The organism is Rummeliibacillus pycnus (genome assembly GCF_044359855.1).
Taxonomy (GTDB): Bacteria; Bacillota; Bacilli; order Bacillales_A; family Planococcaceae; genus Rummeliibacillus; species Rummeliibacillus pycnus_A.
In genome coordinates, this window is the sequence record NZ_CP132291.1 from 3,741,772 (window position 1) to 3,755,585 (window position 13,814).

Sequence of the window (13,814 nt, forward strand, 5' to 3'; positions counted from 1 at the left end):
TTTCAATCCCAATAGCTTCTTTTTCATTCTAAAACGCTTTTCCTCACATTTCAACCTAAATTACTTTTTATCGGAGGAATATCGATGTATATACAGCAATTATTGTTACATATTTTCCAAAAATTTAATGGTCAGCGTTCAGAATCAGCGGCATATTATTTATTGCGTGGAAAGCGCTCAGGGCAAACTATTCAAGATGTAGGGACATTTGGACTGCAACCATATTTTTGTATTATCCCAAAACTTTCGAAAAATATTTTTGATGAAGCGTTTGAACAATTAATTGAAAATGGCTGGGTTTTTTATGATGAAAAACAAATGTTACAACTCACGCTAAGAGGAGAAGGTATTTTAGAAAAATCATCTAGTTATTACTTTAACGGTTGGTTTTATAGAGGGAATGAACATATCTTCTTTAAACGCTTATCATTGATTGTTCAAACATTATCACATATTCATGCTGAAGATTGGCGTTTTATACCCATACAAAAAGAAGAAGAAATCCAAATTTGGGTTAAAAAGTTTTTAAAAGGTCATTCCTTTAAGCAATCTACATTTCACTTGCGGCTAAGAGATGAAATCGAAACTTCTATGAATCAATTAGAAATAAGAGAGCAATCGAAGCAAATAATGATGCTACGTCTGACAGGATATCAGCTTACAGGATGGACTTGGCAACAGCTTGCATTTGAATTTGATTGCTCAGAATTAGATGTACAATTGATGTTTGTTGAGTTTTTACATACATGGCTTGATTATCTTTCAGTTTATGGAGAACAATTCCCTTTATTATTTCAGCTTACTGAGAATATTCGAATTGAAGTTTTACTAACAGATTCAACTAAGAAAACAGCAGAGCTATATGAAAAAGGATATTCACTAGAGCAAATTTCTTATATGCGACATTTAAAAATCAGTACCATTGAAGATCATTTTGTTGAGATGGCAATGACAAATCCACATTTTCCTCTTGTTCAATTTATACGTGAAGAAGATGTTCGAAAAGTATTGCAAGTACTCAATGAAACGGGAAGTAAAAGATTAAAGTTAATACGAGAACAACTTCCACAATTATCTTATTTTCAAATTCGTTTAGTCATTGCTGCAAAGGGAGGAAAATAAAATGGTAGAGTTGGAGCAATTATTAAAGCAACATTTTGGCTATACAACATTTCGAACTGGCCAAAAAGAAGTGATTGAAGCCATAATAGCGGGCAAAGATGTTATCGCTCTTCTTCCAACAGGAATGGGGAAATCACTTTGTTATCAACTTCCTGGCTATATTTTAGATGGTCCAGTATTAATCATTTCTCCGTTACTTTCTCTTATGCAAGACCAAGTAGAACAGCTAAAAAGCTTTGGAGAAAAAAGGGTGATTGCATTAAATTCTTTTTTGCAAGGCACTGAGAAGCGATTAGCTTTGCAAAACCTTAACAGTTATCGATTCATCTTTACATCACCAGAAATGCTTGCAACGCAGATGATTCAAAATACTTTTCAAAATATCCAATTTTCTTTAATAGTTGTAGATGAGGCACATTGTATTTCGCAATGGGGATTTGATTTCCGCCCAGACTATTTAAAAATAACGGAATGGATTCCAAAACAACAACGACCACCTATACTAGCGTTAAGCGCAACAGCAACAAAGACGGTTGTTAATGATATAAAAACATATCTAAATATGCTTAATCCATTCGAATATATTCATTCTGTGGAAAGAGCTAATCTCCACTATGATGTAGTAAGAACTCAATCAATTGAAGATAAATTTTTATGGATTATCGAACATATTAAGCAAACTGAAGGTCCTGGAATTATTTATTCTCAATCTAGGAAAAAGACAGTAGCCTATGCAGAAGCTTTAACGGGTAATCATATTCGAGCTGCAGCATATCATGCAGGGATGGGACCTGAAGATCGTCAATTTATACAACAACAGTTTTTATCAGGTGAATTGGAATGGATTTGTGCCACAACTGCTTTTGGTATGGGCGTACATAAAGAAAATGTACGCCAAGTACTTCACGATCATATACCTTCTACGATGGCTAACTATATGCAAGAGGTTGGAAGGGCTGGACGTGATGGCAAAAAAGCATTAGCGATTCTAGTGTATTCACCAAGAGATGAAGAATATACGCAATATGTAGTAACAGAAGATTTACCGGAGGCATTTCATGTTGAACTATTTAAAGAGTATGTAAGTCGTGGAGATAACCCTAAAAAGATGATTGATTTACAACAGATAAATGAAACGGGGTATCGCGTACTTTCTTATTGGATGGAACAGTTACCTGCAGAAGAAGTAGTTCAAAAATTAGTTAGTCTAAAACAACAAAAAATAGAGCAAATATCTCAAGTGGCAGCATTTGTAAAAGGAGAGCATTGTATGCGAGAGCAATTGGTTGCATATTTTGATCAAAAGTTGGAACAAAAACCGACAAATTGCTGTCATTATTGTGGAGTTAATTATGATGAAATTATTAATAAACGAAGTTCTTTTAGTGAATATAAAGAGCTTCCTGAATGGGAAGAAAGACTGTATGCGATACTTCCATAGTTACAACTGAACGTATATTTACATTTAACTAGTAATTCGTCATAATAATGTTGAGTAATATCAAAATGGGGGAATATAGATGTCTCAAGAAGATTATCGAGAGAAAATTGAGGAACATCGACAAGCTATTAATATTGAGCCTGAACAAGAGACAAATCCTTCGAGAATGACTAGAAGACAGCAACATGGCCATCAGAATAAGAAAAAGCAGAAAAAAAATCGCAATAATAAATTACTAACGGTTTTAGCTATTATTTTTATCTTAATTCCAGTGTCAATGCTTGTATACTTCGGTTATTTTGCTAATCAAAAAAATAGCAATAAAACGGAGATTGATCATGGTGGAGTTCAAATAGAAACGAACGAAGATAACCTATCAAAAAAGGCTATAAAAACTTCAAGTAACGAAGAAAAGAAATTAACGGCTGAAGAAAAAGCGAAAAAAGAAAAGGCTGAGAAACTGGCTGCTGAGAAGAAAGTTGCAGAAGAAAAAGCAGCACAAAAAAAAGCCGCTCAAGCTGAGATTGAAGCAGCAAAAGCACAAGAAAAGCAGCAACAAATCTATAATGAGGCAAAAGCTGCAGGACGTCTGTATAATGTCAAACAAGGTGAAACAATTGAAAGTATAGCAATAAATTTCTATGGAAGTGATGCTGGTATTGCCATTATTAAGGAAGCAAATGGTATTACAGGAGATAGCATTCCTCCGGGTACAACTATTGCGATTCCTGCACAATAAGCATAAACAGGTATGTGAAATAGAACACATGCCTGTTTTTTTATTGTTCGTAAGCGTATAATATACAATTATGATAATTCGACAACTTCTCTTAAAATTAGAGATGTTTATTTATATAAGGAGTGACGGTTTTTATGCGTCAAGAAGATGCAATTATTGTCGGAGGTGGCCCTTGTGGCTTAGCAGCAGCTATCTCATTACAAGAAATTGGCTTAAACCCAATTGTAATTGAAAAGGGTAATATCGTTAATGCAATCTTTAACTACCCTACACATCAAACATTTTTTAGCTCAAGTGAAAAATTAGCAATTGGTGATGTACCATTTATTATAGAACAACAAAAACCTAAACGTAACCAAGCACTTGTCTATTATCGTGAAGTAGTGAAACGAAAATCCATTCAAATTCATCGTTTTGAAAAAGTAGAATCTGTAATCCCTCAAAATGGTAAATTCATCGTCAATACAGACAAAGAAGTTTATGAAACTCCGTATGTAATCATTGCAACTGGTTATTATGATCATCCAAATTATATGAATATTCCAGGTGAAGAATTGGCTAAAGTGAATCACTATTTTAAAGAAGGCCATCCTTACTTTGATACAGATGTTCTAATTATTGGTGGTAAAAACTCAGCAATTGATGCAGGACTAGCGCTTCATAAAGCAGGAGCTCGTGTTACAGTCGTTTATCGTGGGGCTGAATATTCTCAAAGTATTAAACCGTGGGTATTACCGGATTTTGCTGTACTTGCACGAGACGGTAAAATTAATATGATGTTCAATACAAACGTTAAAGAAATTAAAGAAGATGAAGTAATTCTGATCCAAGAAGGCCAAGAAATTACTGTGAAGAACGATTTTGTATTCGCTATGACAGGCTATCATCCGGATCATTCGTTTATTCAAAATATGGGTGTTACAGAAGATCAAGAAACTGGACGCCCAACATTTGACCCTGAAACAATGGAAACAAATGTACCAGGTCTGTTTATTGCAGGTGTCATCGCAGCAGGAAATAATGCCAATGAAATCTTCATTGAAAACGGACGATTCCATGGCGATTTAATCGCTAAATACATTCAAGCAAAACAATAAAGTTTTCTTGTGAAAAATAAAAGCAAGGCATTTCAAAGTAAAATTGAAATGGCCCTGCTTTTGTTTTGAGACTAAATGTTGGGAAATTAAAAAAATTAAATCATTAAACTAATATTTGGTTTTTTAAATACTTTTTTGTGTTTTAAAACAATTTAACGGAAAATGGTAGAAAAAAGAAATTTAATGTACCGAAACTCCTATCCTGGAGCTAGCGCTTTCGGTACAAATAAGATTTGCCGAAGAACCGGCTGCCAAGACCTTCAGGAGCGGGCAACGGAACGAGGTGTTAGATAAAAAATTTCTTAACATCAATCGGCTTATTAACTTGGTTAAGCCCGATTAATAATTTTAAGCGTGCTTTTTGTCCGTTTAATCCTGTTGCGAAAATGACGCCCATATCTTCTAACATTTTACCTCCGCCTTCGTAGCCATATACACCTTGTGCAATACCATTAAAACAACGAGATACAAGTACTACGGGGATTTGAAGTTTTAATAATTCTTCAATCGTTGGTAAGACTGCAGGAGGAATATTTCCTTGTCCAAGACCTTCCAAGACTACCCCATCATATTGATAATCAATTGCTGAGCGTATTAAATCAGCATCCATACCAGCATATACTTTAAATAAAGCTACTTTTTTATCAAGCTTTGAAACTTCTACATACTCTCTTTTCAACGGTGCTTGATGAAAATGAATCATCGATTTCGTGACAAGTCCAAGTGGTCCATATTGAGGTGATTGAAATGTTGCAACTGAACTTGTGGAAGTTTTTGTTACGTTCACTGAAGAATGAAGCTCATCATTCATCACAACTAGTACCCCTTTATTTTTTGCATCTTCTGAAGAAGCTACGCGAACAGATTCTACCAAATTATATACTCCATCAGCACCTAACTCATTTGATGAACGCATAGCACCTGTTAGTACAATAGGAATCTCTAAATTTGTCGTTAATTCTAGAAAATAAGCAGTTTCCTCTAAAGTGTCTGTACCATGAGTAATCACAACACCATCAATATTATTATTGTTGCCTATTGTTTGTAAGATCAAGTCTCGCAAAGCTAGCATTTTTTGAGGTGTCATATGAGGTGAAGGTAAATTAAAGGCTTCAAGCTCTATGATATGTGCAATTTTTTCTAGCTTTTTACTTTCTTGCATTAAAGGATTTGTCGAATCGGGTACAACAGCTCCTGATTCTTTGCTGACATGCATTGAAATAGTACCACCAGTATGCACAAGTAAAATCGTTTTTTTCATAACAAATCCTCCCTAATTTTCTTTATCAATCATATAGAATGGTATAATAAAAGAAGATGGAATGAAAGGAGCTACTAAATGTTTGTACTCTTATCAGTATCCATTGCTCCTGCTCTAGCTCTCTTTAGCTATTTCTATCTAAGAAATCAAATGGCGACGGAGCCTAGAAGAACATTGTTCCACACATTTTTATATGGTGCAATATTAACGTTTCCTATTTTGTTTCTGCAATATGTTATTAAAGAGGAACAAGTATTCCCCAATATAATTGTTCAAGATGTATTTTTTTCAGGAGTGGTGGAAGAATTTTTTAAATGGTTTATTTTAATGATAGCTATTTATCATCATATAGAATTCGATGATCCTTACGATGGCGTCCTTTACGGAGTTAGTATTTCACTAGGATTTGCAACTGTTGAAAACATCTTATATATGCTATCATTTGGCGTCGATACAGCATTTATGAGAGCATTAATGCCGGTTTCAAGTCATGCCTTATTTGGTGTAGTTATGGGATATTATTTAGGTAGAGCAAAATTTTCAAAAGAAGATTTATCGATACAGTGCCGTATACTTGCCCTTTTTGCACCGTTGATATTGCATATTATTTATAATTTTATTTTTACAATCGAAGGAAAATGGACGTATATAATGATTCCTTTTATGCTGTTTTTATGGTGGTTTGCTTTACGCAAAGTAAAAATAGCGCATCAACATTTAGTACAAATGTTATTTGCAGAAAAAAAGATATAAATAGTCTGAGCTGAGAGTGAAAATTTACTCTCAGTTTTTTTGTATAAAAAAAACATATTAAACCATCCTAAGGAAAAAGGAGATATGAAATGAGACGCTATAAAATTCTGTTAGTATTGATTCTCAGCTTTTTCCTGACGAGTATAGTACCGCAAAATAGTGATGCTTTTTCAGATCAAATAATCTCAAGAGGTGCGTTTGGAGATGATGTCATCGAATTGCAATCAAGGCTACAGTATATCGGTTATTACAACGGTACAATTGATGGGAAATTTGGCTATGGAACTTATTGGGCATTAAGGAATTTCCAAGAGCAATATGGGCTGCCAATAGATGGGGTAGCAGGAGCAACGACGAAAACTAAACTAACATCTGTTTCACAATACGATAAAGCATATGTAATGGATCAAATTAACAAGGGAAATAAATTCACTTATTATGGTGGACAACAGAAATCTTCTGCGGGAACAGGCGCAGGAACAAATATGCAAGTGCCTAACAATTTTACCGAACAGGACTTGAAACTAATGGCGAATGCAGTTTATGGAGAAGCACGAGGAGAACCATATGAAGGGCAAGTAGCTGTAGCAGCAGTAATTTTAAATCGACTGGATAGTCCAGATTTCCCGAATACAATATCGGGCATTATATTCCAACCAAGAGCCTTTACGGCTGTTGCTGATGGACAAATTTGGTTAACGCCAAACAAGCAAGCTATGGAAGCTGTTATAGATGCTATGAATGGTTGGGATCCTTCACAACATGCATTATATTATTTCAATCCCAAAACAGCTACTAGTCAATGGATTTGGACAAGAAAACAAATTACACAAATAGGCGAGCACATTTTCTGTATTTAAAGGAGGATAGAGATGAAAAAAACAATATTTTTGTTAAGTTACGCTATCGTTGCTTGTCTAATATTCAGTTTTGCATCTAATCGTGAAAACAAAGAGTTAAAGTATTTATTACATGGACAATATACAGGTAAGATGGCAGATGCTTCTGCACAATTAAATGAATTGCAACAAGCGGTGCAACAGTCTTTACTTTTCAAAGATCCTACCGCGTTTCAAAATTCATTGCAAGATGTCTGGAGACTATCTTCTGACATGCGCTATTCGATAGCAGATTTACCTTTAGATCGTGATTTTACGACACAATGGATGAATTATTTAGGAAGATTAGGTAATAATGCCAAAATGACGTTAACCTCTCAAGAAAATGCTGCTAAATGGCATGATAACGCCAAACAAGTATCGAATAATTTAACTAATTTTACATCTGATTGGCAAATTGCAACTGCACATATATTGCAAGCAGACAATAATTATAAACAGTGGTTAGAAGAACAGACAACAGAAAAAAATACAGCAGGATTTAATAAGTTATCACAGTCTGTGAAAACCTATACGGAAAGTGATTTTCCTTTAACAGCAAGTGAATCAGACTATGAAAAAAAGAAAGAATTAAAAGAGCTAAATGATAAGCAAATTACAAAAGACGAAGCAATTGCCCGTTTTTATGTGATGTTCCCAGAACTTGGTAATGCCACATTATCCGTGAATCCAAGTAAAAAGGGATCACCTTATCCTTTCTATCATATTATTTTTCATAAAGGAGAACGAACAGGTTATGCGGATATAACTCAAAAGGGTGGACATCTACTGTCTTATCTAGTAGAAAGACCATTTGATAATAAAGCACTGCCTTTAGATCAATTAAAACAATCTGCAGATCGACGATTAAAAGAATTAGGCTATAAAGATGTTAAAGAAACAGATGCAAGAGAAAATAGCAATGTTTGGCATATAACTTATGCAAGAATTGATGAAAAGACAAAAGCAAAAGTTTACGCAGATGGAGTACAAGTCAAAATTGCAAAAGATACTGGTGAAGTAGTAGGTTTAAATGGAATCGAATATATTCAAAAAGAAAAACTTAAGCCACAATTAGTGAAGAAAATAAATTGGGATGAATTTTTCAATAAGGATGTGAAAGTCGTTAATGAAGACTTGGCATATACCGAAAATAAAGATTATACTGAAAGATTATGTTATGAATTAACAGTTCGTATGGATACATCTCAAGTTCCACATACTTATAAAATTTTAGTGGATACCGAGACTGGAGAAGTTATAAAAAAAGAGAAGCTTTCTTAAATACCATTACCTATATTTTGATTTTATATAGCTAAAATGGCTATTCCATGGCATAATAAAAACACAACCTAAGAATCATAAAGGGAGATTGCAATGGAATTGAAAATAGGTACGAACATTATTTTAGAAACAATTTCTTCAGAAACGTCAGAACGTTTTCGTTGCAAAATTGTAGAGCAAAAAAACAATTCGATCTATATAGACTATCCAATAAACGTAAAAACGAATAAAACGTCTTTTCTCCTTGAAGGTAGCCAATATCGAGCATCTTTTGTAGATGATTCAAAAGTAGCGCATGCTTTCAAAACACAAGTATTAGGAAGAATCAAATCTAATATACCAATGATTATGCTTTCCTTTCCTACTGATGATGAGATTATTAAAATACAAAGACGTGAATTTGTAAGGGTCCTTACTCCAGTCGACGTTGCGGTCGAATTTGATCATCAGTTTTATCAATTTATAACAGAAGATATTAGTGCTGGAGGATTAGCAATTATTATCAATCAGCCTGTAGCTTTTAAAGAGAATGATGATTTACAATTGACGATTGTTCTGCCGTTTACTAATTCAAATGATGGTATAAAGTATGTTCAAACATCGGCAAAAGTAGTACGTTTTATCGAAAGAGATAACACGATTATTGCGCCACTGCAATTTACAAATACCGATGATATTGATAAGCAAAATATTATTCGCTTTTGCTTTGAAAGACAGTTACAAATTCGTAAAAAAGAAACAGCTTTTTAGTCCTCATTTTGAGGGCTTTTTTTCTTTAAAAACGATGTCTTAAGAATCTAGTTAAGATAAGGAGTGGACTGGATCCTCCGCTTTTCTATTGTCCAGCTGCGGGTGCTAGCTTTTCGGGGCCCACATGATGTGGGTCCGATAGCCGTTGTCACACGACGTGGCGAACTTAGGCTATCTTCCTATAACCCTCCTCTGACGGGGCAAAAAGCGCCCCTCTGTCGGGGGGACATTTGACCGATAAAGCTGGACGAGCACCCTCCGCTTTTCTGTGTTACAATATTACGGAAAGAAGGGGTTGAAACCGTGAAGAAAAATATTCAAATCGCTATTGATGGTCCTGCAGGGGCTGGTAAAAGTACAATTGCTAAGATTGTAGCAGAGAAACTTGGCTACACTTATATTGATACTGGTGCAATGTATCGCGCTCTTACATTAAAAGCATTGAAAGAACATATAGATTTAGAGAATGCAGAAAGTGTTACAAGTTTATTAGCTAAAACTACTATTGAACTAAAACCATCAGAACGTGGACAACTTGTGTTTCTTGATGGACAAGATGTTTCAAAAGAAATCCGTTCCAATGAGGTTACTGGAAATGTTTCAAGAGTATCCTGCCATGCTACAATGCGTGAAATTATGGTAGAGCTGCAGCGTGCAATGGCAGAACGTGGTGGCGTTGTTATGGATGGAAGAGATATTGCTACAGCGGTATTACCTAATGCTGAATTGAAGGTATATATGTCAGCAACAGTGGCGGAACGTGCTCGTCGTCGTTTTGAAGATAACAAGCAAAGAGGCATTGACTCATCAATTGAAAAACTACAAGAAGAAATTGCTTTGCGTGATAAAATAGATAGTGAACGCGAAGCATCTCCACTTGTACAGGCCCCAGATGCTATTTTCTTAGATACTACTGATTTAACAATCACACAAGCAGCTGATGCGATTTTAAAATTAGCGAGTGAAAGGATGGCATAATTATGGACTTTTATCAATTTGCTAAGTCTGTTGTTTTTACTGTATTGAAGCCAATTTATCGTATTGAAGTTATAGGTTTAGAAAATTTTCCGAAAGAAGGCGGTATTCTACTTTGTTCTAATCATATAGACAATCTTGATCCTCCAATCGTAGGTATTTGCTCTCCGAGACCTGTTAACTTTATGGCGAAAGAAGAACTTTTTGAAGTTCCAATTTTAAAAAGTATTCTTCCCAAGGTTCATGCATTTCCTGTAAAACGAGGACTGAGCGATCGCCAAGCACTTCGCATATCCATCAATACACTAAAAGAAGGTCAGGTTGTTGGCCTTTTCCCAGAAGGAACACGTAACAAAACTGGCAAGCTTGGTAAAGGATTCTCAGGTGCAGGTTTCTTTGCATTACGTGGAGATGCAAATGTTGTACCTTGTGCCATTATCGGTCCATATAAACCATTTCGGAAATTAAAAGTTGTATTTGGAGAGCCAATTGATATTGAACCTTACCGAGAAAATAGAGCTAAAGCGGAAGAGGTAACTGATGTGATAATGGCGCATATACAAGCGTTATTGGACGAACATCATCCTGAAAATAAAAAATAATCGTATTTAAAGGGTTAATTTTTGTTTTTACTAGCAAATTCTAATAAAATAGAGAGTGAACATTGTGAAGGAGGATTACATATGTCTGAAGAAATGAACTTAAATGAAGTAAAAGAAATCCGAGAAGGCGATATCGTTACAGGTAAAGTAGAAAAAGTTGAAGATAAAGTTGCTGTAGTAACAATCGCTGGTGCACCTTTTGATGGCGTAGTACCAATCAGTGAGCTTTCAAGCTTACATGTGGATAAAGCTTCTGACGCTGTCTCCGTAAATGATGAATTAGAATTACTAGTAACGAAAATTGAACAACCTGATGATAAAAAACCAGGACAATACGTACTTTCAAAACGTCAAGTAGACGCAAAGCGTGCTTGGAAGGTATTAACTGAACAATTCCAAAATGGTGAAGTTATTGAAGCAGAAGTAAAAGATGTAGTAAAAGGCGGCCTAGTAGTTGACTTGGGCGTTCGAGGTTTTGTACCAGCTTCATTAGTTGAAGATCATTTCGTTGAATCATTCGATGATTATAAAGGAAAAACTTTAACTTATAAAATTGTAGAAATGGATCAAGAGAAAAATCGCCTTATTCTTTCGCATCGTGCTGTTGTTGAAGAACAAAAAGCAGAGAAAAAAGGGGCAGTCATCAACAATATTCATGTAGGTGATATTATTGAAGGTACGGTTCAACGCTTAGCATCGTTCGGTGCGTTTGTTGATCTTGGTGGAGTTGACGGCCTTGTGCACATTTCTCAAGTTTCACACGAACACATTGAAGATGTTTCTAAGGTTCTTTCAGAAGGACAAAAAGTAAAAGTAAAAGTAATCTCAGTTGATCCTGAACAAGAACGTATCTCTTTATCTATTAGAGAAACTTTAGAAGGTCCATGGTCAAGTGTAGAAGAAACTGCTCCTGTAGGTGCAATATTAACGGGTACAGTAAAAAGACTTGTTACATTCGGAGCATTTGTAGAAGTTTTCCCTGGTGTAGAAGGTCTTGTTCATATTTCTCAAATTTCACATAATCATATTTCAACACCACACGAAGTGTTAAAAGAAGGCCAAGAAGTTCAAGTCAAAGTACTTGCTGTCAACAAAGATGAAAAACGTTTATCTCTTAGCATCAAAGATTTAATAAAAAATGAGAATGAATCTGAAGTGGAAGAGTTTGAATTTCCTGAAGAAACAACGGGCTTCTCATTTGGCGATGTAATTGGTGATAAACTTAAAAACTTCAATAAATAATGAATATAGAGTGAAACTTCACTCAGTGGGGCTCTTTAACCTTCAATGAGTGGTAGTTGAGCCAAACGAGCTTTTACGGGCAGTGGATGTTCTTTATTTTCACCTCTTGATCTCTCACTTGAGTCTTGAAATAGGGGTATTACTGTACGTTATTGCGGGATAGAATAATCAGGAGCAGGCGATGGCTAGTATGCTTTCGTCTGTTTTTTCTTGCATTACAGTCAAATTTTGATAAAATAAGTATACAAAATGACTTTAATTGTAGGTGATGGTGAACTAATCAGGTACCATCATCTTTTTTGTTGTATAATAACACTTATTAGAAGTCGGAAGGATGTAGAAAGTTATGACGAAACCGATCGTAGCAATTGTCGGCCGTCCAAATGTCGGTAAATCGACTATATTCAACAGAATCGTAGGAGAACGTGTCTCAATCGTGGAAGATATTCCAGGTGTAACGCGTGATCGTATTTACAGTTCTGCGGATTGGCTAACACATGAATTTAATATTATTGATACAGGTGGTATCGATATCGGAGACGAACCTTTTTTAGACCAAATTCGTCATCAAGCAGAAATTGCAATGGACGAAGCTGATGTCATTATTTTAATGACCAATGGTCGTGAAGGCGTTACGTTAGCAGATGAGCATGTAGCGAAAATTTTATATAAAACAAATAAACCAGTTGTTTTAGCAGTGAATAAGGTTGATAACCCTGATATGCGTGATATGATTTATGACTTTTATTCATTGGGCTTTGGTGATCCATTCCCTATCTCAGGTTCTCACGGTCTAGGACTTGGGGATTTACTCGATGAAGTAGCAAAGCATTTTCCAAAAGAAGATGAAGTACAATATGATGAAAATGTTATTAAATTCTCATTAATCGGCCGTCCAAACGTTGGTAAGTCTTCTCTTGTAAATGCATTTTTAGGTGATAACCGCGTTATTGTAAGTGATGTAGCAGGTACGACTCGTGATGCAATTGACTCTAACTATGAATATGATGGACAAGAATATGTCATCATCGATACAGCAGGTATGCGTAAAAAAGGTAAAGTATACGAGTCTACAGAAAAGTATAGTGTTCTACGTGCACTAAGAGCAATTGAACGCTCAGACGTCGTTTTAGTCGTTTTAAACGGCGAAGAAGGCATCCAAGAACAAGACAAGAAAATAGCTGGTTATGCACATCAAGCAGGTAAAGCGGTTATTATTGTCATGAACAAATGGGATGTCGTCGAAAAAGATGAAAAAACAATGAATGAAAAAACAAAAGAAATAAGAGAACAATTCCAATTCTTAGAATACGCACCAATCGTATTCGTATCAGCGAAAACGAAAAAACGTGTACATTCACTTTTACCAGTTATTAATCGTGTAAGTGAAAATCACGCAATGCGTATTCAATCTAGCATATTAAATGAAGTAATCTCAGATGCAGTTGCTCGTAATCCTGCACCAACAGATAAGGGACGCCGCTTACGTATTTACTACGTGACACAAGTGGCTATAAAACCACCAACATTTGTGGTGTTCGTAAATGATCCAGAATTGATGCATTTCTCGTATGAACGCTTCTTAGAAAACCGCATTCGTGATACATTTGATTTTGAAGGTACACCAATTAAATTGATCACACGAGCTCGTGATTAGTAATAAAAGAATA

General features: G+C 35.3%; 13 protein-coding genes. 12 read left to right on the plus strand and 1 reads right to left on the minus strand.

Annotated elements, in window-relative coordinates; genetic code table 11:
- Positions 1 to 84 precede the first annotated feature (84 nt).
- The 4 genes from Q8X41_RS18155 (at position 85) to Q8X41_RS18170 (ending at position 4,399) form a co-directional block, all read left to right on the plus strand.
- Positions 85 to 1,122, plus strand: a complete 1,038-nt coding sequence (locus Q8X41_RS18155) for a helix-turn-helix domain-containing protein (protein WP_397537644.1) — start codon at positions 85 to 87, stop codon at positions 1,120 to 1,122.
- 1 nt (position 1,123) lies between these two features.
- Positions 1,124 to 2,563: a RecQ family ATP-dependent DNA helicase gene (locus tag Q8X41_RS18160; protein WP_397537645.1), complete on the plus strand. Its 1,440-nt coding sequence runs from the start codon at positions 1,124 to 1,126 to the stop codon at positions 2,561 to 2,563.
- A gap of 79 nt (positions 2,564 to 2,642) precedes the next feature.
- Positions 2,643 to 3,302 carry a LysM peptidoglycan-binding domain-containing protein gene (locus Q8X41_RS18165; protein WP_397537646.1) on the plus strand — a complete coding sequence of 220 codons (660 nt, stop codon included), beginning with the start codon at positions 2,643 to 2,645 and terminating at the stop codon, positions 3,300 to 3,302.
- A 134-nt stretch (positions 3,303 to 3,436) separates the two neighbouring features.
- Positions 3,437 to 4,399, plus strand: coding sequence for a YpdA family putative bacillithiol disulfide reductase (locus Q8X41_RS18170; RefSeq protein ID WP_397537647.1), 963 nt, complete (start codon positions 3,437 to 3,439; stop codon positions 4,397 to 4,399).
- A gap of 286 nt (positions 4,400 to 4,685) precedes the next feature.
- Here Q8X41_RS18170 and Q8X41_RS18175 read toward each other — a convergent pair whose 3' ends face one another.
- Positions 4,686 to 5,660, minus strand: a complete 975-nt coding sequence (locus Q8X41_RS18175; protein WP_397537648.1) for an asparaginase — start codon at positions 5,658 to 5,660, stop codon at positions 4,686 to 4,688.
- A 78-nt stretch (positions 5,661 to 5,738) separates the two neighbouring features.
- Between Q8X41_RS18175 and prsW the strand changes: the two genes are divergently transcribed.
- The 8 genes from prsW (at position 5,739) to der (ending at position 13,801) form a co-directional block, all read left to right on the plus strand.
- Positions 5,739 to 6,413, plus strand: coding sequence for a glutamic-type intramembrane protease PrsW (prsW, locus tag Q8X41_RS18180; protein WP_397537649.1), 675 nt, complete (start codon positions 5,739 to 5,741; stop codon positions 6,411 to 6,413).
- Positions 6,414 to 6,502: 89 nt separating this feature from the next.
- Complete coding sequence (gene sleB, locus Q8X41_RS18185; protein ID WP_397537650.1) at positions 6,503 to 7,273, plus strand: spore cortex-lytic enzyme; 771 nt, start codon at positions 6,503 to 6,505, stop codon at positions 7,271 to 7,273.
- Between the two features lie 12 nt (positions 7,274 to 7,285).
- Positions 7,286 to 8,575 carry a PepSY1/2 domain-containing protein gene (locus tag Q8X41_RS18190; protein WP_397537651.1) on the plus strand — a complete coding sequence of 430 codons (1,290 nt, stop codon included), beginning with the start codon at positions 7,286 to 7,288 and terminating at the stop codon, positions 8,573 to 8,575.
- Between the two features lie 93 nt (positions 8,576 to 8,668).
- Positions 8,669 to 9,325 (plus strand): flagellar brake protein, encoded by a 657-nt coding sequence (locus tag Q8X41_RS18195; RefSeq protein WP_397537652.1) that lies wholly within the window; start codon positions 8,669 to 8,671, stop codon positions 9,323 to 9,325.
- Positions 9,326 to 9,628: 303 nt separating this feature from the next.
- Positions 9,629 to 10,303, plus strand: coding sequence for a (d)CMP kinase (gene cmk / locus Q8X41_RS18200; protein WP_397537653.1), 675 nt, complete (start codon positions 9,629 to 9,631; stop codon positions 10,301 to 10,303).
- Between the two features lie 2 nt (positions 10,304 to 10,305).
- Positions 10,306 to 10,902: a lysophospholipid acyltransferase family protein gene (locus Q8X41_RS18205; RefSeq protein WP_397537654.1), complete on the plus strand. Its 597-nt coding sequence runs from the start codon at positions 10,306 to 10,308 to the stop codon at positions 10,900 to 10,902.
- 81 nt (positions 10,903 to 10,983) lie between these two features.
- Positions 10,984 to 12,144 carry a 30S ribosomal protein S1 gene (gene rpsA / locus Q8X41_RS18210; RefSeq protein WP_397537655.1) on the plus strand — a complete coding sequence of 387 codons (1,161 nt, stop codon included), beginning with the start codon at positions 10,984 to 10,986 and terminating at the stop codon, positions 12,142 to 12,144.
- A gap of 346 nt (positions 12,145 to 12,490) precedes the next feature.
- Positions 12,491 to 13,801, plus strand: coding sequence for a ribosome biogenesis GTPase Der (der, locus tag Q8X41_RS18215; protein WP_397537656.1), 1,311 nt, complete (start codon positions 12,491 to 12,493; stop codon positions 13,799 to 13,801).
- Positions 13,802 to 13,814 lie beyond the last annotated feature (13 nt).